This is a genomic window from Streptomyces griseus subsp. griseus (assembly GCF_000720255.1).
Taxonomy (GTDB): Bacteria; Actinomycetota; Actinomycetes; order Streptomycetales; family Streptomycetaceae; genus Streptomyces; species Streptomyces griseus_I.
The window spans coordinates 49404-71219 of the sequence record NZ_JOJE01000021.1; the positions used below are offsets into that span (position 1 = coordinate 49404).

The following is a 21816-nucleotide window of genomic DNA, read 5'->3' on the forward strand; positions in this document are numbered from 1 at the left end:
GAAGCGGAAGCCGGCCTTGAGGGGGTGGCCACAGTGGCGGACGCGGTACGGGACGGCTCGGCCGAGCCCCTGCCGCCCCCGCCGGAACAGCCGGCCAGGGCCGGTACAACGGCTGCCGCGCACATCATCGCCGTACGTCTGGAGAGCACCGCGTCCCCCGGGTGTCGTCCGCTGAATGACCGTCCCCCAGGGTGCCACGCCGTCAGTTGCCGAGATAGGCCAGTTCGGGGAAGTGGCGCTGATAGGCGTCCAACAGGCGTTTGGCGACGGCATAGGAATCGATGAGCGGGTGGATCGTCAGCGCCTTGACGGCGTGGGCGCGGTCCGCGGTCGTGGCGGCGTGGATCACCGCGCGTTCGACGGCCTTGACCGCGCAGACCAGGCCCTGCCCGTGGTCGGGCAGCGGGGCCCCGGCGATGGGACGGGCACCGTTGGCGTCCACGTGGCAGGGGACCTCGACCACGGCGTCGTCGTCGAGGACCGGGATGCGGCCGCGGCCCCGGACGTTGAGAACGAGGGTGGTCCGCTCGTCCAGCGCGATGGCCCGCATCAGGGCGAGGGCCACCTGCTCGTACCCGCCCGACTCCAGGTCGCAGGAGTCCCGTTCGCCCATGCCGACGGCGTCGCGGTTCTCGGCCATGTAGGTGGTCTCGCGCTCCAGCCGGGTGGCGTCCCAGGCGTTCCAGGCGGCGCGCGGCGCGGGCGGGCGGCCGGCGCCGGTGCCCAGGGTGTCGTAGAAGCGCTGCTGCTGGGACTGGAGGAAGGCGCCGCGGGTCTGCTCGGAGGCTCGCGCCGAGCCCAGGGACTCGCGGTGGAAGTAGTAGTAGTGCAGGTACTCGTTGGGCAGCGCGCCGAGCGTGCGCAGCAGGTCGGCGCCGAAGAGCTTGCCCTCCTCGAACGAGGTCAGCGCGTCCTCGTCGGCGAACAGGGACGGCAACAGGTCCCGGCCGTCGGCGTACAGGCCGCACAGCCAGCCGAGGTGGTTCAGGCCCACGTAGTCCAGCCGGACCCGGGCGGGGTCGGCGCCGAGCGCTCCCGCCACGCGACGGCCGAGGCCGACCGGGGAGTCGCAGATCCCGATCACCCGGTCACCGAGGTGGGCGGTCATGGCCTCCGTGACCATGCCGGCCGGGTTGGTGAAGTTGATGACCCAGGCATCGGGGGCGAGCGCGGCGATGCGCCGGGCGATCCCGACGGCCACGGGGATGGTGCGCAGCCCGTACGAGATGCCGCCCGCGCCGACGGTCTCCTGACCCAGGACGCCCTCTTCCAGGGCGATCCGTTCGTCCGCCGCCCGTCCGGCGAGCCCGCCTACGCGGATCGCGGAGAACACGAAGTCGGCTCCGGTGACCGCCTCGTCCAGGTCGGTGGTGACGGTGACCTCGGGCGGGTCGGGGTGCCCGGCCGCCTGGTCGGCGAGGACCTGGGCGATGGTCGTCAGACGGCGCGCGTCCAGGTCGTACAGGGTCACGTCGGTGACGCGACCCGCGCCGCGGTCGCCCAGCAGCGCACGGTAGACCAGCGGGACCCGGAAGCCCCCACCGCCCAGGATCGTCAGCCTCATACCTCGACCACCTCCACACCCGCCTCCCGCAGCCGGCCACAGGTCTTCTCGTCCCCCGGCGCGTTGGTCACCACGACGTCGATCTCCTGCGGACCGCACACCCGCGCCATCCCGGTGCCGGGGAACTTGCCCGCGTCCGCCACCAGGACCACCTGGGCGCTGGCGGCGATCATCGCCCGCTTGACCGGCACCTCGACGGCGGTGGTGTCCAGCACCTGACCGTCGGGGCGGATCCCGCTGGTGCCGAGGAAGAGCCGGTCGGCGTGTACCTGCCGCAGGTTGTCCTCGGTGAGGAAACCGACCAGGGAGCGGTAGTCGCGCCGGACCACACCGCCCAGCAGGATCAGCTGGACGTCCTTGTCGTCCTGGAGTTCCTCGTAGACGGCCAGGTTGCTGGTGATCACGGTCAGCGACCGGCCGTGCAGATGGCGGGCCACCCGGTGGGCCGTGGTGCCGATGTCGAGCAGCACCGTCTCGCCGTCCTGGACCAGGTCGGCGCACCATGCGGCCAGCGCGTCCTTGGCCTCGACCCGGACCGCGGCCACGTCGGCGAACGGATCGTCCTGACCGTCCACGGGCGTGGCTCCGCCGTAGACGCGCTTGAGCAGTCCCTCGTCCTCCAGCTGCGCGAGGTCGCGTCGGATCGTGGCCTGGCTGGCCCCGATCCGCTCGGCCAGGGCGACCACCGTGGTGGGCCCGTCCGCGCGCAGGGCACGCAGGATCAGCTGATGTCTTCGGTCAGGGAGCATGCCGCAGACCATACTCGCCAACGCGCCAAACTCAAGCAAAGTCGCGCATGAATGTCTCGATTGCTGCTTGACCCTTGTCAAACTCGCTCACCGGGTGCACTCTCTTGCGTAATTCGGAGCCAGGTCCGGACCCCACTCCGGTCGGCCGAAGCGGATCAACGGCGCATTCCGCCGTGACGGACGCGTCGGCACCGTCTGAGAGGACCAGGTCACACGCCCCGGGTGGCTGAAGGGTTCAACACCACGCCGATGCTCTTCAGCCATCCGGCCCCGCCGCGCCCCGCGCGACCACGACTCACCCGTCCTCTCGGACATGGCCTGACACGCCTGACACGCCAAAAACAGGAGAAGAACGTGGACCTTTCCCGCAGACGATTCCTTCAGGCCGCCGTACTGGCGGCCGCCACGGCCGGCGCCACCGCGGCGTGCGGGGGTGGCGGCTCCGGGTCGAGCGGCAGCAAGGACAGCAAGAACCTGACCCTCTGGTACTGGTCCGGCGGCCTGAGCGACAAGGTCGTCGCGGACGCCAAGAAGCACTTCTCCGACATCACCCTCAAGACCTCCGTGGTCGGCGGCGACTTCAAGACCAAGCTGCTCACCGGCCTGCGGGCCGCCCAGTCCGCCCCGGACATCACCGGCATCAAGGGCGAGGACATCGCCTCCTTCCTGCCCAACGCCAACCGCTTCGTCGACCTGAAGACCGTGGGTGCGGACAAGCTGGTCCCGGAGTACCTGTCGTGGAAGCTGAAGCAGGCCACCACGCAGGACGGCAAGCTCATCGGCTTCCCGATCGACATCGGCCCGTGCGCCACGTTCTACCGCGAGGATCTCTTCGCGAAGGCGGGGCTGCCCACCGACCCCGCCAAGGTCTCCGCCGAGCTGGCCACCTGGGACGACTACTTCAAGGCCGGTGTCGAGTTGCACAAGGCCGTGCCCAAGACCTTCCTCGTCAACAACATCGGCTCGGTCTTCACCATGGTCATCGGCCAGGGCACCCGGCGGTTCATCGACGAGGACAACAAGTTCATCGGCGACCAGGACCACATCCGCACCGCCTGGACCACTGCCGTGAAGCCGTACACCCTAGGCATCGACGCCAAGATCAACGACAACACCTGGAACGCAGCCGTCAGCGGCGGCGCCCTGGGCACCGAGATAGGCGCCGCCTGGCACGCGCTGGACATCAGCAACGCCGCTCCGGGCACCAAGGGCAAGTGGCGGGTGGCGAGCCTGCCGGGCGGGCCGTCCAACCTCGGTGGGTCCTTCCTGGCCATCCCCGCCACCAGCGGCAACCCCGACGAAGCCTTCAAGATCATCAGCTGGATCCTCAGCCCCGAGAACCAGGCCCGCGGCTTCACCGACGCGGCGCTGTTCCCGACCGCCCCGGCCGCCTACAAGCTGCCGGCGCTGACCGGCGGTGACCCCTTCTTCGGCGGCCAGAAGACCATCGAGATCTTCGGCCCGGCGGCGGAGAAGATCCCGGCCGCCTTTGAGGCCCCGGCCGACGCGGCCGTCTCCGCGCCCTTCTACAGCGAGCTGACCAGCATCGAGGCCAAGGGCAAGGACCCGGAAGCCGCCTGGAAGGACGCGGTCAGTCAGGCCAAGCAGATCGCCCAGCGGCAGGGAGTGAAGTGACATGTCGTCAAGCCCGGTAGCCGGCCCGGCCGCCACCGGACCGTCCTCCGGATCCGACACCGCGCCTGTCGGCCGACCGGTTCCGGACCGCCCGAGCGGCGGTCCGGGCCGGCACGGCCGCCGGATCCGGCCGGTGTCGGCCGGGGCCCGGCCCGGGCCGCCGCGGCGGGTCACCAGGTACTGGCCGCAGTACCTGGCCATCTCGCCGTACTACCTGCTCTTCTCCGTCTTCATGTTCTTCCCGGTGATCTACACCGTGTATCTGGCGTTCCAGAAGTGGGACGGCATCGGGGAGATGCACTTCGTCGGGTTCCAGCAGTTCCGTTTCCTGTGGGACGACCCGGTGTTCTGGCTCTCCGTCCGCAACACCCTGGTCATCTGGGTGCTGTCGACGGTGCCGATGCTCTTCCTGGCGCTGGTGCTCGCGGTGCTGGTGAACTCCACCAAGCGCTTCACGGCGTTCTACCGGGTCGCCCTGTTCATCCCCAGCATCACCTCGCTGGTGGCCATCGCGATCTTCTTCGGCGCGATCTTCAGCAACAACTTCGGTCTGATCAACGCCATCCTCCGGTCGGTGCACGTGTCGGCCGTGCCGTGGATGAGCAACGAGTGGACGATCAAGCTGGTGATCGCGGCGCTGATGACCTGGCAGTGGACCGGCTACAACGCGATCATCTACCTGGCCGGTCTCCAGGCGATCCCCTCGGAGCTCTACGAGGCCGCCCGGATGGACGGGGCGGGCCCGGTGCGGATCTTCTTCTCCATCACGATCCCGCTGCTGCGGCCCATCATCCTGTTCACCGTGGTCGTCTCCACCGTGACCGGCCTGCAGAGCTTCACCGAACCCCAGGTGCTCTTCGGCAGCGAAGCGGCCACCAACCCCAACTCCGGCGGACCGGGCCAGGCGGGTCTGACCACGTTGCTGTACTTCTACCACCAGGCCTTCGACAACAACGACTTCGGCTACGGCGCCGCCATCGTCTGGGCCTTCTTCCTGCTGATCCTCCTCATCGTCCTCGTCAACTGGCGCCTGGTGCAGCGGAAGGAGCGACGGCCGTGAACGGCTTGAACCGCAAACGCGTCCGGGGGCTGAGCGTTCACGTGATCCTCATGCTCGGCGTGGTCGTCTCGGTGTTCCCGTTCTACTGGATCGTCGTCATGGCGACGAACACCTCGCAGGACATCTACAGCTACCCGCCGAAGCTGTGGTTCGGCGGAAACCTGCTGACCAACATCCAGCACCTGTTCGACAAGATGGACTTCTTCGGGTCGCTGTTCAACACGGTGATCGTCTCGGTCTGCACGACCTTGCTGGTGCTGTTCTTCGACTCCCTGGCGGCCTTCGCCTTCGCCAAGTACGAGTTCCCCGGCAAGAAGATCCTGTTCGCCCTGCTGGTGTCGATGTACCTCCTGCCGACCCAGCTGGCGATCATTCCGCAGTACGAGATCATGGTGCAGCTGGGCTGGCTGGGCACCCTCAAGGCGCTCATCGTGCCGGCCGCCGCGAACGCCTTCGGCATCTTCTGGATGCGCCAGTACACCAGCAGTGGTGTTCCCGACGAGTTGCTGGACGCGGCCCGGATCGAGGGCGCCGGGTTCTTCCGCCAGTACTGGCACGTGGTGCTGCCCTGTGTCCGCCCGGCCCTGGCGTTCCTCGGCATCTACACCTTCATCGCCGCCTGGAACGACTACGTCCTGCCGTTGGTGATGCTGGTCAACCCGGACCGGCTCACCCTCCAGGTGGCGCTGGCCCAGCTGTACGCGGGCCACTCGACCGACTACAGCATGGTGATGGCCGGGGTGCTCCTGGCGGTGATCCCGCTGGTGCTGGTGTTCACCTTCTTCGCCCGCGGCTTCATCGCCGACGCCACGAAGGGAGCCCTGCGCTAGGGCGCCGGCGGGGTGTCCGCGACGGCGCTGAGCGCGTCGGCGCGGTTGTCCGCGGCATCCCGACAGTGACTCGTCCCCTTGATGCCCGTATCCTCGTCAATGCCAGATTTTTTCCGATAAGCGGATTATCGCGGGTGTGCATGAGGCGAAACGTGGTGCGGTCCGGTGGGGAACCGGAGCCCCCGGAACGTTCGGCAGACAGCACGGGGCCCACCCGATCCCGTGAGCGGTTCCTGCAGGGCGAGCCGGTCGAGGTCGGCGTGCGCGCGTCGATCCTGGACTCATGGCGGCGCAGCCGGGCTCTGGCGCTCTCGCCGGACCAGTCCGACCTTCCCTTCCGGGATGATTTCGACCCGGACGGCCGGATCGTCCGCGCCGCCGTGCCGGTCCTCGACCGGCTGGAGGCCAGGTTCTCCGGCAGCGAGATGAACATCTCCGTCGCCGACGCGAACGGAACGGTCCTTCTGCGCCGCTTCGGAAAGGCGTCCATGGCCGACCGGCTCCCGGCGATCCAGACCGTCCCGGGGTTCGTGTTCGCCGAGCAGTTCGCCGGAACCAACGGCATCGGCCTCGCCCTCGCCGAACGGCAGCTCATCCGGGTCTACGGCGCCGAGCACTTCGCCGAGCGCTCCCAGGGCAGCGCCTGCCGCGCGTTGCCCGTCCGGGACCCGCTCAGCGGGCGCATCGAGGGCGTCCTGTGCCTGGGCTATCCGCGCAGCGCCGAGGACCCGGCCCTGACCACGGTGATACGCAAGGCCGCCGAAGCCATCGAGCGGCGGCTGCTGGGCCAGACCTCCGAGCGCGAGCGCGCCCTGCTGCGGGCCTACCTGGACACCGCATCCGCCCCTCACCCCCAGGGCATCGGGGTGGACGCACTGGCCCTCGATCTGCACCCCCGTGACCATGCGATCGTCATGGAGAAGGCCGCCGAGCTGATGTCCCACGCCCAGCGGGCGGCCGTCGACGTGCGCCTGCCCGACGGCCGACGGATCACGCTGGTGAGCCGCCCCATCACCAGCGCCTCCGGAGTGGAGGGCGTGGCCATCGAGGCCGTCCTCCCCGGCATCGCACCGGGAGACTTCTTCGTCATTCCGCGCCAGACGGAGGAACTGGCGCACCAGACGGACGGCTCCGCACTCCAGGACGACGAGCCCGCGCGTCACCCCGACGACCTGCGGTACCGCCGCAGCGCCGACCCGCGGCGTCGAGCCGCCGAACCGCCGCGCCCCGCCGAGGGACCACTGCTCCGCGTCACGGGACCGCTGCGCCACACCGACGGCCCGCGGCGCCCGGCCCACGAACCGCCGGGCCCGCCCGCCGAGCCCGCCGCCACCCCCGCCGCCCCGCTGTTCGGGGCCGTCCCGGTCGCCACCGTGCCCGGGCACCTCTCCACCGACGGCGTGCCGCCGTCCGGTCTGCCCGATCCCGCACCGGGCCAGGCCGTCACGGACGGCAGGAGCGGAAAGGGCGGCAAGCGGGGGAAGGGCGGTCGCGGCAACGGCAAACCACGCAGGACCGTCGCCACCGCCCCGCCCGACGCCACGACGGGCACCGCCCCGGACGCGCCGACCGGGGCGCGGGGGCTCGTGCTGGTGGGAGAGCCCCACGTGGGCGCGTACGCCCTGGACGCGCGCCGCCGCCTGGAGCTGCTGTCGGAGGCCGGCGCCCGCATCGGCACCACCCTGGACGTGCGCCGCACCGCCGAGGAACTCGCCGAGACCGCGGTCCCGCGACTGGCCGACTACGTCACCATCGACCTGTCCGAGGCCGTCCTGCGCGGCGACGAGCCCGTGCACCCGACCGACGACCTGCTCCGCACGGTGGTCCACGGCATCCGCGACGACCTTCCCTTCAGCCCCGTCGGCGCCCGGGTCGGCTTCGGCCCGTCGACACCTCAAGTGCGCAGCCTGGCCAGCGGGGAGGCGGTGCTGGAGCCGGATCTGAAGGCCGCCGCGGGCTGGCTCGCCCAGGACCCCGAGCACACCGACCGGCTGCTGGCCCACGTCCACTCGCTCATCGCGGTCCCCCTGGTCGCCCGTGGTGTCGTCCTGGGCGTCGTCGGCTTCTACCGCGCGCAGGACCCCACCCCCTTCGACGACGACGACCGGTCGCTGGCCCGGGAGCTCGCCGCGCGCGCCGCCCTGTCCGTCGACAACGCCCGCCGTTACACCCACGAACGCGCCATGGTGCTCGCCCTCCAGCGCAGCCTGCTCCCGCACGGCCTGCCCGAGCAGGACTCCGTCGAGGTGGCCCACCGCTATCTGCCCGCCGAGTCCGACGTGGGCGGCGACTGGTACGACGTCATCCCCCTCTCGGGAACCCGCGTCGGCCTCTTCGTCGGTGACGTCGTCGGCCACGGCATGCTCTCCGCCGCCACCATGGGCCGGCTGCGCACCGCCGCGCGCAGCTTCGCCGAGCTCGACTTCCCGCCGGACGAGGTCCTCGCCCACCTCGACAACGTCGTGGGACGCCTGGACCGGGAGGACCCCGCCGCTGGTCCCGGCATCGTCGGCGCGACCTGCCTGTACGCCGTCTACGACCCCACCTCGCAGCAGTGCACCATGGCCCGCGCCGGGCACCCGCCGCCCGCTGTGGTCCGCCCCGACGGCACCGTGTTCTTCCCCGACCTGCCCGCCGGGCCGCCGCTCGGCCTCGGGGGACTGCCCTTCGAGTCCCGCGACGTCGACCTCCCCGAGGGCAGCGAGCTGGTCCTCTACACGGACGGGCTGATCGAGGACCGGCACCGCGACGTCGACGTGGTCCTCGAACAACTGCGCGGAGCTCTGGCCCATCCGGGCCTCGCCCCCGAGGAGATCTGCGAGACGGTCCTGGACACCGTGGCACCCGCGCACCCCTGCGACGACATCGCCCTGCTCGTCGCCCGCACCCACGCCCTGGACCCGCGCCGGATCGCCACCTGGGACCTGCCCGCCGACCCCGCCCTGGTCAGCGAGGTCCGGGCCGGAGCCAACCGTCAGCTCGCCGAGTGGGGACTGGACGAGGCCGCGTTCGCGGCGGAGCTGATGCTGAGCGAGCTGGTCACCAACGCCATCCGGCACGGCGCCGGGCCCATCCGGGTACGGCTGCTGCACGACCGCACCTTGATCTGCGAGGTCTCCGACAGCAGCAACACCGCCCCGCACCTGCGCCGGGCGGCCAGCACCGACGAGGGCGGGCGCGGTCTGTTCCTCGTCGCGCAGCTGTCCCAGAGCTGGGGAACGCGCTACATCCCGGAGGGCAAGGTCATCTGGGCCGAGTGCGGACTGGACGGCGTATGACGCACAGAAGGCAAAATGTCCGGAAACATGTGATGTGACCTCTACTATCCCTCGTGATGAACGTCGGGAAGATCGAACCTCTGGTCCGCGTCCGAGGGCTCCGCAAACGGTTCGGCGGAACCCTCGCGCTGGCCGACGTCGACCTCGACGTCCACGCCGGCAGCGTCCTCGCCCTCCTCGGCCCCAACGGCGCCGGAAAGTCCACGCTCATCAAGATCCTCGCAGGCGTCCACCACGCCGACGCCGGACAGGTCACCGTCGCCGGGCACCCGCTCGGCAGCCACGCCGCCACCAGTGGCATGTCCTTCATCCACCAGGACCTCGGTCTCGTGGAGTGGATGACGGTCGCCGAGAACATCGCCCTGAGCACCGGATACCGGCGCCGCGCCGGACTGATCTCCTGGCGGCAGACCCGCGAGCACTGCGCCGACGCCCTGCGCACCGTCGCCGGACACCTCGACCCCGACGCGCCGATCGCCCGGCTCACCCCGGCCGAACGGTCGCTGGTCGCCATCGCCCGGGCCCTCGCGGCCCGGGCCCGCCTCATCGTCCTCGACGAACCGACCGCCCGCCTCCCCGCCGCCGACTGTGCCCGCCTCTTCCACGTCCTGCACGCCCTGCGCGACCGGGGACACGGCATCCTCTACGTCAGCCACCGCCTCGACGAGGTCTACGAGGTCGCCGACTCCTTCGCCGTCCTGCGCGACGGCCGGCTCGTCAGCCACGGCTCACTGGCGGACCACGACCCCGCCCGCCTCGTGCGCGACATCGTGGGCGAGGAACCCGCCGAGTACCACCCCACCACGGTCCCGGCCGAAGGGCCCGCCCTCCTCACCCTCGACCGCGTCCGGGTCCCCGGCACCGGACCGGTCAGCCTGGAACTCGGGGCGGGGGAGGCCCTGGGGCTGGTCGGCCTCTCGGGCGCGGGGCAGACGGAGCTGGGCCGCGCCCTCGCCGGTGCCCGCCCCCTCCTCGACGGAGAGGTCCTCCTCGGCGGCCGGCGCCACCGCCCCCGTACCGTCGCCGACGCCGTCCGTCTCGGGGTCGCCCTGGTGCCCGGCGACCGGCAGCGGGAGGGCTGCCTGGCCGAGCTGACCGTGCGGGAGAACCTGCTGGCCAACCCCCGTACCGGTGGCCCGCCCGCGGCGCGCTGGACCGGTCCCCGCCGGGAACGCGCCGTGGCCGCCGGCCTGATCGAACGCCTCGCGGTGCGCCCCCGCGACAGCGAGGCCGCCATCGCCACCCTGTCCGGCGGGAACCAGCAGAAGGTCATGATCGGCCGATGGCTCCAGGGCGGCCCGCGCGTGCTGATCCTCGAAGAGCCGACGGCCAGTGTGGACATCGGCGCCAAGGCGGCTGTCCACCGACTGCTCGACGAGGCACTGGCCGCGGGCCTGGCGGTCCTGCTCGTCTCCAGCGACTTCGATGAGGTCACCCGCGTGTGCCGACGGGCCCTGGTCTTCGTCCGCGGGTCCGTCACGGCCGAGCTGAGCGGCGCGGACCTCACCGTCGCCGGGCTCACCCGGGCGGCTTCGGCCATGCCCCCGGCCGGTGCCTCGGCGACCCCATGAGCGCCCCGCGACCGCGACGACGGGGCGTGCCACGCCGGTTCGACAACTTCGGCGGGCACCTCGTCGGCGCCTACGGCCTCCTTGCCCTCACCGCCCTGCTCTGGCTGGTCTTCTCCCTGGCCCTGCCGCGCACCTTCCCCACGCTCGACACCGTCGACTCGATCCTGTCCAACCAGTCCATCCCCGCCGTCCTCGCGCTCGCCGCCATGGTTCCCATCGTGACCGGCTCCTTCGACCTCTCCATCGGCTACGCCCTCGGCCTGGCGCACGTGATGGTGATGCAGCTCGTCGTGAACGAGGGCTGGCCCTGGCCGCCGGCCTGCGTCACCGTGATCGTCGGAGGAGCGGTCGTGGGCGTCCTCAACGGGGTCATCGTCGAGTTCGGCCGCATCGACTCCTTCATCGCCACCCTCGGCACCGGCAGCATGCTGTACGCCGTGACCGGCTGGGTCACCGACGGCGGCAGGATCGTCCCCGGCCCCCAGGGTCTCCCGGCCGCCTTCACCGACCTCTACGACTCCTCGTTCCTCGGCCTGCCCGTCCCCGCCTTCTACGTGCTCGCCCTCGCGGCCGTCCTCTGGGTCGTCCTGGAGCGGCTGCCGCTCGGCCGGTACCTCTACGTGATCGGCTCCAACCCGCGCGCCGCCGACCTCGTCGGCATCCCGACCCGCAGGTACACCGTCTACGCCTTCACCGCGTCGGGGCTGATCGTCGGCTTCGCCGGTGTACTGCTGGCGGCCCAGCAGCAGATCGGCAACCCGAGCGTCGGCCTCGACTACCTGCTGCCCGCCTTCGTCGGCGCCCTGCTCGGCTCCACCGCGATCCGACCCGGCCGGCCCAACGCCCTGGGCACCCTGGTCGCCGTCGCCGTCCTCGCCGTCGGCCTCACCGGCATCGGCCAGATGGGCGCCGACTTCTGGACGGTCCCGCTGTTCTACGGCGGCACCCTGCTCGTCGCTGTCGGCCTGGCCGGTTACGCCGCCCGCCGCAGACTGCGCACCGGCGCCGTCGCGGCCCGTGACTCGCCGCCCGCCGCCCCACCTGGGGACGGCACCCCCGCCTGACCCGCCATCTCGATGCCCCGTAGCTGCCCACCCCTCCGCGAGGAGCTCCCGTGCACGGCAACCGCACAGCCACCCCCGGCGCCCGCACCGTCCGGCTCGTCTCCTGCGCCCTGCTGGGCACGGTGACCGTCCTCACCGGCTGCGAACGCGGCTCGTCGAACGGCCCGGGGGAGTCGGCCACGGGCGCGAGCGGATGTCCCGCGGTCCACACGCGGGCCGAGGCCGCCGTGCGCCAGGCCGAGAAGACCGACATTCCCTGGGACGGGCCGACCAGCGGCCCGACGGCGGTGTCCGGCAAGAACCTCGTCTTCGTCGCCCAGACCATGACCAACCCCGGAGTCGCCGGAGCCGCGAGCGGGGTGAAGGAGGCCGCCCGGGTCATCGGCTGGACGGTCCGTGTGATCGACGGAGGGGGCACCCCGGCCGGCATTCAGGCGGCGATGAGCCAGGCCCTGACCCTCAAGCCCTCGGGCATCGTCATCGGCGGCTTCGACCCCGACTCGACCTCACGCCAGGTCGAGCGGGCCAACGCGGCGGGCATCCCGCTCGTCGGCTGGCACGCGGTCGCCGCCCCCGGCCCCAGCCGCCGGCCCGCGCTCTTCTCCAACGTCACCACCAAGGTCCAGGACGTGGCCGCGATCAGCGCGCAGTGGGTGATCGCGCAGTCCAACGGCAGGGCGGGGGTCGTGCTCTTCACCGACGCCTCCATCCCCTTCGCCCGGAACAAGGCGGAGCTGATCAGGAAGCAACTGCGCACCTGCTCCGGCATGAAGCTCCTCTCCTACGAGAACATCCCCATCCCGGACGCGAGCAGCCGCACCCCTCGGGAGGTCTCCTCCCTGCTCTCCCGCTTCGGGGACAGCTGGACCCACTCCGTCGCGATCAACGACCTGTACTTCGCCGATGCCGCCCCGGCCTTCCGCGCGGCCGGCCGCAAGGGCTCCGGGCCGCCCTACAACGTCGGCGCCGGTGACGGCGACCCCTCCGCCTTCCAGCGCATCGAGAGCCGGCAGTACCAGGCGGCCACCGTGCCCGAGCCGCTGTCCCTCCAGGGCTGGCAGATCGTGGACGAGTTCAACCGCGCCTTCTCCGGCCGTCCCGCCAGCGGCTACGTGGCACCGGTGCACGTGACCACCGCCGACAACAGCGGCGACAGCACGACATGGAACCCGACGGGGTACCGGGAGATGTACCGGAGGATCTGGGGCAAGTAGGCGGGCGGGTTCACGCCGGGGCGTACTCCGTGAGCAGCAGCGCGATGTCGTCCGCCCGGTCGGTGGAGCGGCGGGCCTCGCGCAGCAGGGAGTCGGCCAGGTCCTCCAGGTGGCTGTCGCCCATCCGGGTCAGCGCATCGCGGAGCCGGTCGAGGCCCGAGCCGATGTCGGAGTGGCGCCGCTCCACCAGCCCGTCGGTGTAGAGGGCGAGGACCGATCCGGGCGCGAGGCGCAGCTCGGACTCCGGGTAGGCGGCCGTCCGCTCGACACCGAGCAGCGGGCCGCCGGGGATGTCCAGGATCTCGGCGTGACCGTCGGGCTCGCGCAGCAGGGGCGGGCAGTGGCCGGCGCGGACGACGCGCACGACGCCCGAGCGGGGGTGGACACGGGCGTAGCAGAAGCTGGCGAGCAGGACCGGGTCGAGGTCCAGGTGGAGCCGGTTGGTGCCGGCGACGACCTCGGCGGGGCTGTGACCCGCGGTGACGAAGGCCCTTACCGCGCTGCGGAGTTGGCCCATCACGGCCGCGGCGGCGACATTGTGGCCCTCGACGTCCCCGACGATCAGCGCGACCTCGTCACCGGTGGGTATGACGTCGTACCAGTCACCGCCGATGTCCATTCCCCTGGTGCTCGGAAGATAACGCCCGGTGACGCGCAGCCCCGGCAGGGTGGGCAGCCGGTGCGGCAGCAGCCCGTTCTGCAGGCCGCGGGCGAGGGCGAACTCGGCGTCGTAGAGCCGGGCGCGTTCGAGGGCCTGGGCGATCAGGCCGCCCAGCGCGGTGAGGACGCCGCGCTCCTCCTCGGGGAAGCGGTGCACCTCGTCGAAGCCGAGCATGCAGGCGCCGACCGGCCGGTTGGAGGCGATCAGCGGCAGGAACGCCCAGGAATTGGAATGGGCGGCCAGGATCCCGGGATACGTCTGGACGAGCTGCTCCCGGGACTCCACGAACAGTGGTGCGCCGGAGGTCAGCGCGTCCGTCACCGGCAGCCGGGCGTGCAGCGGGGTGCCCTCGAACCCGGCGAGGAAGCGCTTGGAGTAGCCGCGCTGCGAGATCAGGTGCAGCCGCCCCTCCTCCACCACGGCGATCACCAGCTTCTGGCCCCCGAACGCGGGCAGCAACTGGTCGGCGACGGCATCGCACACCTCGTGCGCGGTGACCGCCTCGGTGAGAGCGCTGCCCAGCTGGAGCACGCGGTAGAGGGCGCCGAGGCGCGGGGTCACGGGCGGAGGGGACGAGGAGACCGGCGGCCCCTCCTCCGCGACGGGCGTACCGGGTCCCGTGTCGGCCGGCACCGGCTGTTTCACGGGCGCCGCCCATCCCGTCATGCCCTGCGCGCCCGGGTGCAGGGAGAAGACCAGCCACTCGTCGGGCGGGTGGCGTACCAGGAAGGAGACCGGTTGCTGGGAGACCACGGCGGCGCGGTAGCGGTCCTCGTACACCGGATCCGCCAGCCACGGCAGGACGTCCCAGGGGCGGTGGCCGAGCAGTTCCTCCTGGCGGACCCCCAGCAGGCTCTCCAAGCTGTGGTTGGCGTAGGACACCCGCCCGTCCGGGGTGAGCGCGAAGAAGCCGTCGGCGAGCCGCTCGATCGCCGCGACGGCGGCCATGCCGCTCCCCGAGTCGAGTACGGCGCCGACCAGGTGGGACGGGGCCCGCCGCTTGTGCGTCCCCCCGGGCACCCGCCCCCACAGCTCCACGAGGCGATGCCCCCCACCGCTGTCCTGGACGCGCAGACAGTGGGCGAGCACCCGTCCCTGCTCGACCGCGGCGCGGGCGGCCGACCGGAAGCCGGGCAGATCGGCCGGTTCGATCCTGGCCGCCAGGGTGTCCGCCCGTCCGTCGAACTCACGCGGCGGGATCGCGAAGATCGTGCACAGCTCGTCGTCGGCCGTGAGGTCTCCGGTATCCAGGTTCCAGTCGAACAGGCCCACCCGGATCACCGGAGCGGACGGCACCGGGACCATCATCGGGGCGGTCTCCTCGTCGTACTCGCCGAGCATCCGGCGCGCGCTCAGGTCGGCGAGGGTCGTGCCCAGCCGGTCGGCGACGGCGCGCAGCTGCCGGCGCTGTCCTCGTGACAGTCCCGTCCCGTGCGGCTCGGACGTCCACACCACGGCCAGCGTGCCGAAGGTCCGGCCGCCGGCTCGTACGGGGACGGAGGCGGAGCCGAACGCGTAGGGCACGGCGAGCGCGAGTTGCGGGAAGCGCCGCATCGTCTCCTCCACGCCGGCCAGGTGGACCATGCGGCCCGACCGGTACGCGTCCGCGACCGGGATACGGCTGTTCACCGGGATCCGGCGCCACCCGCCGAGCAGGGAGGGCGGCGTACCGCAGGCCGCGGTCAGCACGAGCGAGCGGCGGTCACCGGAGACCAGGAAGACGCTTCCGGCATGCGATCCGGTCGCCTCCACGGCCCGGATGACCGCGCTGACCAGTGCGTCGTCGCGCTCGGGCGCCGCGCCGGCTCGCGCGGCGTCGAACGGGTACGCGTGCGATGCCACAGCGTCGGCCGACACGTTGCCTTCGATCACCCTGGACGAGTTTGTCCCATCTTAATGTGGTTCGCCGTTCCCTGGGGGTGGGTCCATCGGACGGGGCGGGCTTGCGGGTGTCAGTCCTTCCCGGTGAGCAGCCGCCGGGGATTGGCTATGCGGAAGGCGTACGCCGCCGCTCCGCCCAGGCCGAAGCCGGGTTGCCCCGGCGGCTGCGCGTAGGGCCGGTCCGAGCCCTGGACGACGGCGTCCACACCGAGGGCGCGGACGACGGCGTCGACGGCGGTCGGGCCGTACGACGACGTCTCGACGAACACGTCAGGGTCCCCGGGACCGCCCCCGTCACCCCGGGCGGCGAACCGCTCACCGTGCAGCGGGGCGAGCCCGGCCAGCAGCGCGAAGCACACCCGCAGCCGTGGATGGCGTGGTCGGCCGAAGGCGCGGAAGGCGAACCAGGCGGCGTGCATCTGCTGGACGTAGGGGACCATCGCGGGCCACCAGGCCGGCCCCGTGGGTTCGGCCGCCGCGGGGCCCGGGTGGACGAACAGCGGGAGGTCACACTCTTCGAGCAGGTCGAGCAGTGGAGCGCACCGGGCGTAACCGGCCGCGTCGGCCAGGGCGTTCGCCGGGAGCTGGAGGCCGACGAAGCCTTGGTCGAGGACGGCCGCCGTGGCCCGGGCGTCGACGTCGCGTACGCAGGCCGCCGCCCAGGCGCCGAACGGCTCGGGCAGGGCGGCCGCGCCATCGTGGTAGGCGTCGAGCAGGGGGCGCGCCTCGGCCGGGGGCAGCCACTCCACGCCGATCGGGGCGGACAGCGAGACCAGCGCCCGTCCGAGTCCGTCGGTGGCGGCGAGTTCCGTGCGCCGTGCGACGTCGTGGTCGGCGGGCCGGATCTCGTAGGGCGGCTCGCCGTCCAGGAACAGCGTCCAGCCGTCCAGGCGGGGCGGTTCGCGGCGGGATCGCAGCGCCGCCACCAGCGAGGGGGTCCACAGATGCTGATGCACGTCCACGTTGGTCATGACGCTCCTCCCGCCGAGGCTGTCGCCTCTCCCATCAAGGCTCATGCCTCTCCCGCCGCGCCGCGCAGTCCGCTCCGGACGTCGTCGGATCCCAGCATGTCGCGGCTCACCCCCTCCCCGTCCACCCCGTTGAGTACTCGGGGTCGCCTGAGGGAGGTCATACGCGGCCCGCGCGGTGCCCGTACACGAGCTCGTCGACCGTGATCCCGTACCTCTCACCGCTGTGTAGGACCGGACTGGAGGGTGTTGAGGCTGGTGGGGCGCGTCCGCAGCACCACCTCGACCGAGGACAGCGCGAAGCGCACGGCACCGGTGAGGACGGCGTCGTCACCCAGCGCGGACAGGTGCCAGCGCGGTGGATCCACGAGGAGGCCGTCGGCGTGGCGCTGGGCCGCGGACAGCAGGGTCCGCGCCGCCGGGAGCAGGGCCGGATCGGGGAAGAGCCCCGTGCCGAGGACGACCAGGGAGGGGGCGAGGGCGAGCAGGACCGGGGCGAGCCCCTCGGCCAGCCGGCGGCCGTAGGCCTCGATCACGGCGACCGCATCGGGGTCGGCCGCTGCCGCGTCCCGGACGGTTTCGGCGGGCAGCGGGTCGAGGCCGGGGCGGTCGGTCGGTCCGCGGCCCGAGAACCGGATGAAGCCGATCTCGCCGGCCGCGCCTCGGTGCCCGCGGAGCAGCCGGCCACCGGTGATGACGCCGGAGCCGAGGCGTTCGCCGAGCAGCACGAAGATCATCTCGCCGGCCGAGGGACCGGGCACGGCCTCCCCAGGCGGCCGCCGGGGCGTGCCTTCGGCTGTTTCTACGGGCCCCCCGATCCCCGCGGGGGTGCCCCCGGCCCCCTTTTCGGCGTTTCCTCCGGCCGTTTGCCGGGCGGTGGTCCCGGGCCCGCGGGGCGTCTTGTCGGCGGTGCTCTCAGTCGCTTCGGGCGTCTGTGGGGCGGTAGTTCTGGGCCCGCTGGGTGTGTTGTCGGCGGTGCTCTCAGTCGCTTCGGGCGTCTGCCGGGCGGTGGTCCCGGGCCCGCTGGGTGTGTTGTCGGCGGTGCTCTCAGTCGCTTCGGGCGTCTGTGGGGCGGTAGTTCCGGGCCCGCTGGGTGTGTTGTCGGCGGTGCTCTCAGTCGCTTCGGGCGTCTGTGGGGCGGTAGTTCCGGGCCCGCTGGGCGGGTCGCCGGCGGTGCCCCCAGTCCCTCCGGGCGTGCCCCCGGCCGTTTCTGGGGGCCCTCCGATTCCCTCGGACGCGTCCCCCGTCATCCCCCCGGCAACCCCTCCGACCCCCCGCCACTGCTCCCCGAGCGCCGCCAGGTTGGCGTCGTTCTCCACGGCCACGGGGCAGCCGAGGAGGTCGCGCAGGATGGTGACGATGTCGACCTCGGTCCAGGTGCGGAGGTTGTCGGCCTGTCGGACGCGGGTGTTGCCCCGGTCGACCAGGCCGGGGGTGCCGACGGTGGCGGCCCAGACCCGGGCGACGCCCACGTCCGCCCGGGCCAGCGCGGCCGTGATCGCCGATGCCACGGTCCGCGCGCGGGCCGGCCCCGTGATGTCGGCGCGGACCGTGCGGCGCTCGACGGCGACCGGCTCGCCGTCGAGGTCGGCCAGACAGGCGGTGACGGACCGCGGCCGCACGTCGACGCCGACGACGAAGCCCGCGTGGGGCTGGAAACGGAAACGGCGGGCCGGGCGGCCGGGGGAGCGCTGGCCCCGGCTGGACGGCGTGGGGGCGACCTCGATCAGGCCCCGCTCGATGAGTTCCTCCGTGATCGCCTCCACCGTCGGCCGGGACAGGCGGGTCGCCCCGGCCAGCTCGGACAGCCGGGGGTGCGGGTCGGCGGAGCGGACGACCGCGAGCACGGCCGCGGCGTTGGTGGCCCGCAGGTCGGCCACGCCCACGACCGAGGGGACCGCCGACGGCGGGCCCGGCTCCGTGGCACCGCTGAGCGGCCAGAGCGCATCCGGTTCCGATGTGGTCAAGGGCCAACCTCCCGTACCGCCGCCCTGCTGTCGGGAACAGTCTGCCGTCTGCTCTTGACGCGCCATGGCCGGAACTCGATTATGAAACGCAACTGCTTTATTAAACACCCGGGGGCCCGCCTCGGCCCGCGCCCCGCGCCCGCTTTTCCCGGCTCCGCCCGCGCCCGCATCTCCATGGCACTCGCCCGCGCAGCCCCCGCAGCTCGTCGCAGCCCCCTCTCCCGCCGTTCCAGGAGTCCGCCATGAGACACCTTCCCGCTCCGCCCTCCAGACGCATGTTCCTCGCGGCCGCCGCCGGCTCCTCGCTGCTCGTCGCCTGCGGCAGCTCCCTCACCCCCGGCGCCAAGTCCTCCGCCGCGGCCGGCTCGTCCGCCGTCTCCACGACAGTCCCGACCGACAAGATCACCCTGGTGGTCGCGGACGCCGACGACACCACCATGACCCCCGGCCTGCTCGCGGCGTTCCGCGCCAAGTACCCCAACATCACTTTCAAGCGCCAGTACACCGGCTGGGACGACTACCTGAAGAGCATCAACACCACGATGTCGGCCGACTCCGCCCCCGACATCGCCCAGTTCGTCTCCGGCATGAACAACCTCGTCAAGGGACACCTGCTGCTCGACGTCGGCGGCTACGGCAAGGCGTACGGCTGGGCGGACAAGTTCCCGGGCCTGGACCAGATCACCCTCAGCGGCGACGGGAAGACGGCCGGCACCGGCGCGCTGTACGGCGTCCCCGGCGGGCTGTCGTTCGAGGGCGTCTACTACAACAAGGCCAAGGTGAAGCAACTGGGCCTGACCGTACCTCCCGCCACGGTGGCCGAGTTGGAGGACCTCTTCGCCCGGGCCAAGGCGGCCGGCGAGACCGCGCTCGTCGCCGGCAACCTCGACGGCGGCCTCAACCACCCCTTCAACGTGCTGTTGTCGGTGTACATGAAGCCGCAGGACCGGGAGGCCTGGGCGTTCGGCCGCAAGGGCGCCACCATCACCGGGCCCGAGGCGGTGACGGCCGCGACGACCCTCAAGCGCTGGGTCGACAAGGGCTACGTCACCCCCAAGGTCAACGGCACCAGCGACAACGACGCCACCGCCGCCTTCGCCAAGGGCCAGGGCGTCTTCCGGATCAGCGGCAACTGGGCCGCCGCCGCGGTCGCCAAGGGTCTCGGCGACGACGCCGGGCTGTTCAGCATGCCCCCCACCACCGAAGGCGGCCCCCTGCGCACCACCGGAGCCGGTGTCTACTACTGCGTTTCCAGCAGGTCGAAGAACGCGGCCGCCGCAGCCGCCTTCCTCGACTTCTGCGCCACCCGGCAGGCCGCCGCCGTCACCGCCGAGGCCGGCTTCATGGCACCCGACGCCACCTCGATGCCGCAGCAGAGCGGCCTCCTCGGAGACGTCCGCACCGGCTGGCAGTGGATCGTGAAGGACTCCGGGCTGCAGCCGTTCATCCAGAACGCCTCCACCCCGACGATGCCCGACACCCTCACCACACAGCTCCAGCTGCTCGCCGGCGGCAAGATCACCGTCGAGAAGTTCCTCGCGGCCCTCCAGGCCGACTTCGACCAGTTCCACTCCTGACCGGCCGAACGGTCCCGCCACATGACGACGACCACCACACCCCGACGAGCGGCACGCTCCGTCCGCGAGGACACCGGCCCACCGGCCGGTCCATGCACCGGCACCCGTCGACGCCGCCGTGCCGTGGCCCTGCTCTACGTCCTGCCGGCCCTGCTGCCGTACACCCTGTTCGCCGTCCTCCCGGCCCTGCACACCGCCTACCTCTCGCTGTTCGACTGGGACGGGGTGACGCTGCCGTCCTTCACCGGACTCGACAACTACCGCCGGGTGGCCACCGATCCCCAACTGCGGGCGGCGGCCTGGCACGCCGGCGCGCTCATCGTCTTCTTCTCCGTCCTGCCCATCGCCCTCGGCCTGGTGTCGGCGGCCCTGGTCGCCCGCCGCTCGGGCCGTCGGGGCACCTCGCTGATCCGCACGCTGCTGTTCCTTCCCCAGGTCGTGCCCCTGGTCGCGGTCGCCGTCATCTGGCGCTGGGTGTACGCCGAGGACGGCACCCTCAACCAGGCCCTGCGGGCCATCGGTCTCGGGCGGCTCACCGACGCCTGGCTGGGCAGTTTCACCTGGGCACTGCCGGCCGTGGGCCTGATCGGGACCTGGGTGGTGGCCGGGCTGTGCATGGTGCTGTTCCTGTCCGGGACCCAGCGCATCGATCAGGAGATCTACGAGGCCGCGCGGATGGACGGCGCGGGCCCCCTGCGCGAGTTCTGGTCCGTCACCGTCCCGCTGCTGCGGCCGGAGATGGCGGTCGCCCTGTCGATCACCGTGATCGCCGCCCTGTCCAGCTTCGACCTCATCTACATCACCACCGGCGGCGGCCCCGGCAACACCACCGTGGTGCCGGGGATCCTGATCTACCGGCTGGCCTTCGGCGGCGGTGCCGTGGGTCTGGCCGGCGCACTGGCGGTGGTGCTGACCGCCGTCATCTCGGTCGCCGTCGTCGTCATCAACCGGCTTGCGAAGGACCCCTCATGACGGCACGTCAGCAGCGTGGACTCGCCGGCCCCGTCGTCCTGACGGTCTTCGGCGCCGCCGTCCTCGTACCGTTCCTCTCCCTGCTCCTCGCCTCGCTCCAGCCCGCGGGGACACCGCTGACCGGGCTGGCGTGGCCGGACGGCGTGCACCTGGAGAACTTCGTCCACGCCTGGTCCGCCGCCGGGTTCGGCCCGCTGCTGCGCTCCAGCACCGTGATCGCGCTCGCCGTCGTCCCCGCCGCCGTGGTCTGCGCCACCCTGGCCGGTTACGCGCTGGCCACCATGGACGTCCCCGGCGGCGGCAAGCTCTACGGCTACCTCCTGCTCGGGCTCTCCATCCCGACCGAGGTCACCGTGATCCCGCTCTACTACGACCTGCGCGCCCTCGGCCTCACCAACACGGTGCCCGGCCTGGCCCTCGCCGAGATCGCCGCCTTCATGCCGTTCGGCGTCTTCTGGATGCGGGCCCACTTCGCCACCGTGCCGCGCAGCCTCATCGAGGCCGCCCGGCTCGACGGCGCCTCCTCCTGGACGACGCTGTGGCGCGTGCTCATGCCCAGCTCCCGCCCGGCCGTCACCACTCTCGGCGTCCTGTACTTCGTGTGGAGCTGGAACCAGTTCCTGCTCCCTCTGATCCTGATCCAGGACCCCTCGAAACGCACCGCCCCGGCCGGACTCGGCTTCTTCACCGGCCAGTACGACGTCGACGTCCCCCTGCTCGCCGCGGCCACGCTGATCGTGATCGCCCCGGTCGTTGCCGTCTACCTCTTCTTCCAGCGGCACTTCATCAATGGCGTGCTCAGCGGCGCCCTCAAGGGCTAGGAGA

Annotated in this window: 15 protein-coding genes; 10 read left to right on the forward strand and 5 right to left on the reverse strand. The window is 72.0% G+C overall.

Annotated features, from left to right (window positions below):
- Nucleotides 1-202: 202 nt before the first annotated feature.
- Together IG99_RS26835 and IG99_RS26840 are read right to left on the reverse strand one after the other, a co-directional pair.
- Nucleotides 203-1564 (reverse strand): 6-phospho-beta-glucosidase, encoded by a 1362-nt coding sequence (locus IG99_RS26835; RefSeq protein ID WP_037677948.1) that lies wholly within the window; start codon nt 1562-1564, stop codon nt 203-205.
- Nucleotides 1561-2313 carry a DeoR/GlpR family DNA-binding transcription regulator gene (locus tag IG99_RS26840; protein WP_037678026.1) on the reverse strand — a complete coding sequence of 251 codons (753 nt, stop codon included), beginning with the start codon at nt 2311-2313 and terminating at the stop codon, nt 1561-1563. Before IG99_RS26840 ends, IG99_RS26835 begins: the two co-directional genes overlap by 4 nt.
- A gap of 354 nt (nt 2314-2667) precedes the next feature.
- Here IG99_RS26840 and IG99_RS26845 point away from each other — a divergent pair, with 354 nt between their 5' ends.
- The 7 genes from IG99_RS26845 to IG99_RS26875 all read left to right on the forward strand — a co-directional run bounded on the left by IG99_RS26845 (nt 2668) and on the right by IG99_RS26875 (nt 12965).
- Complete coding sequence (locus IG99_RS26845; protein WP_037677949.1) at nt 2668-3948, forward strand: extracellular solute-binding protein; 1281 nt, start codon at nt 2668-2670, stop codon at nt 3946-3948.
- A gap of 1 nt (nt 3949) precedes the next feature.
- Nucleotides 3950-5008 (forward strand): carbohydrate ABC transporter permease, encoded by a 1059-nt coding sequence (locus IG99_RS26850; RefSeq protein WP_078947919.1) that lies wholly within the window; start codon nt 3950-3952, stop codon nt 5006-5008.
- A gap of 50 nt (nt 5009-5058) precedes the next feature.
- The gene (locus tag IG99_RS26855; protein WP_078947925.1) at nt 5059-5838 is read left to right on the forward strand and encodes a carbohydrate ABC transporter permease; all 780 of its coding nucleotides are present in this window, start codon (nt 5059-5061) and stop codon (nt 5836-5838) included.
- Nucleotides 5839-5990: 152 nt separating this feature from the next.
- Nucleotides 5991-9116, forward strand: coding sequence for a SpoIIE family protein phosphatase (locus IG99_RS26860; protein WP_037677951.1), 3126 nt, complete (start codon nt 5991-5993; stop codon nt 9114-9116).
- Between the two features lie 56 nt (nt 9117-9172).
- The gene (locus IG99_RS26865; protein WP_037677952.1) at nt 9173-10687 is read left to right on the forward strand and encodes a sugar ABC transporter ATP-binding protein; all 1515 of its coding nucleotides are present in this window, start codon (nt 9173-9175) and stop codon (nt 10685-10687) included.
- Nucleotides 10684-11751 (forward strand): ABC transporter permease, encoded by a 1068-nt coding sequence (locus IG99_RS26870; protein ID WP_037677953.1) that lies wholly within the window; start codon nt 10684-10686, stop codon nt 11749-11751. Before IG99_RS26865 ends, IG99_RS26870 begins: the two co-directional genes overlap by 4 nt.
- 50 nt (nt 11752-11801) lie before the next feature.
- On the forward strand, nt 11802-12965 hold the full coding sequence (locus IG99_RS26875) for a substrate-binding domain-containing protein (RefSeq protein WP_037677954.1): 1164 nt from the start codon (nt 11802-11804) through the stop codon (nt 12963-12965).
- Nucleotides 12966-12975: 10 nt separating this feature from the next.
- Here IG99_RS26875 and IG99_RS26880 read toward each other — a convergent pair whose 3' ends face one another.
- The 3 genes from IG99_RS26880 to IG99_RS44290 form a co-directional block, all read right to left on the reverse strand.
- Nucleotides 12976-15498, reverse strand: a complete 2523-nt coding sequence (locus IG99_RS26880; RefSeq protein WP_037677955.1) for a SpoIIE family protein phosphatase — start codon at nt 15496-15498, stop codon at nt 12976-12978.
- Nucleotides 15499-15578: 80 nt separating this feature from the next.
- Nucleotides 15579-16478 (reverse strand): amidohydrolase family protein, encoded by a 900-nt coding sequence (locus tag IG99_RS26885; protein WP_037677956.1) that lies wholly within the window; start codon nt 16476-16478, stop codon nt 15579-15581.
- A gap of 215 nt (nt 16479-16693) precedes the next feature.
- Nucleotides 16694-18442: an ROK family transcriptional regulator gene (locus IG99_RS44290; protein WP_158973241.1), complete on the reverse strand. Its 1749-nt coding sequence runs from the start codon at nt 18440-18442 to the stop codon at nt 16694-16696.
- A gap of 242 nt (nt 18443-18684) precedes the next feature.
- Here IG99_RS44290 and IG99_RS26900 point away from each other — a divergent pair, with 242 nt between their 5' ends.
- Genes IG99_RS26900 through IG99_RS26910 form a run of 3 tightly spaced genes read left to right on the forward strand, consistent with a single transcriptional unit; the run spans nt 18685 to nt 21812 of the window.
- Nucleotides 18685-20019 carry an ABC transporter substrate-binding protein gene (locus IG99_RS26900; RefSeq protein ID WP_158973242.1) on the forward strand — a complete coding sequence of 445 codons (1335 nt, stop codon included), beginning with the start codon at nt 18685-18687 and terminating at the stop codon, nt 20017-20019.
- Nucleotides 20020-20040: 21 nt separating this feature from the next.
- Nucleotides 20041-20991, forward strand: coding sequence for a carbohydrate ABC transporter permease (locus tag IG99_RS26905; RefSeq protein WP_037677959.1), 951 nt, complete (start codon nt 20041-20043; stop codon nt 20989-20991).
- Nucleotides 20988-21812, forward strand: coding sequence for a carbohydrate ABC transporter permease (locus tag IG99_RS26910; RefSeq protein WP_037677960.1), 825 nt, complete (start codon nt 20988-20990; stop codon nt 21810-21812). The genes IG99_RS26905 and IG99_RS26910 overlap by 4 nt, the downstream gene beginning before the upstream one ends.
- Nucleotides 21813-21816: the final 4 nt, after the last annotated feature.

Coding starts and splice junctions, on each gene's coding strand:
- IG99_RS26840 (WP_037678026.1), bottom strand. CDS start 2,313: ATGCTCCCTGACCGAAGACATCAGCTGATCCTGCGTGCCCTGCGCGCG.
- IG99_RS26900 (WP_158973242.1), top strand. CDS start 18,685: ATGAGACACCTTCCCGCTCCGCCCTCCAGACGCATGTTCCTCGCGGCC.
- IG99_RS26885 (WP_037677956.1), bottom strand. CDS start 16,478: ATGACCAACGTGGACGTGCATCAGCATCTGTGGACCCCCTCGCTGGTG.
- IG99_RS26905 (WP_037677959.1), top strand. CDS start 20,041: ATGACGACGACCACCACACCCCGACGAGCGGCACGCTCCGTCCGCGAG.
- IG99_RS26865 (WP_037677952.1), top strand. CDS start 9,173: ATGAACGTCGGGAAGATCGAACCTCTGGTCCGCGTCCGAGGGCTCCGC.
- IG99_RS26870 (WP_037677953.1), top strand. CDS start 10,684: ATGAGCGCCCCGCGACCGCGACGACGGGGCGTGCCACGCCGGTTCGAC.
- IG99_RS26835 (WP_037677948.1), bottom strand. CDS start 1,564: ATGAGGCTGACGATCCTGGGCGGTGGGGGCTTCCGGGTCCCGCTGGTC.
- IG99_RS26850 (WP_078947919.1), top strand. CDS start 3,950: ATGTCGTCAAGCCCGGTAGCCGGCCCGGCCGCCACCGGACCGTCCTCC.
- IG99_RS26855 (WP_078947925.1), top strand. CDS start 5,059: ATGCTCGGCGTGGTCGTCTCGGTGTTCCCGTTCTACTGGATCGTCGTC.
- IG99_RS26910 (WP_037677960.1), top strand. CDS start 20,988: ATGACGGCACGTCAGCAGCGTGGACTCGCCGGCCCCGTCGTCCTGACG.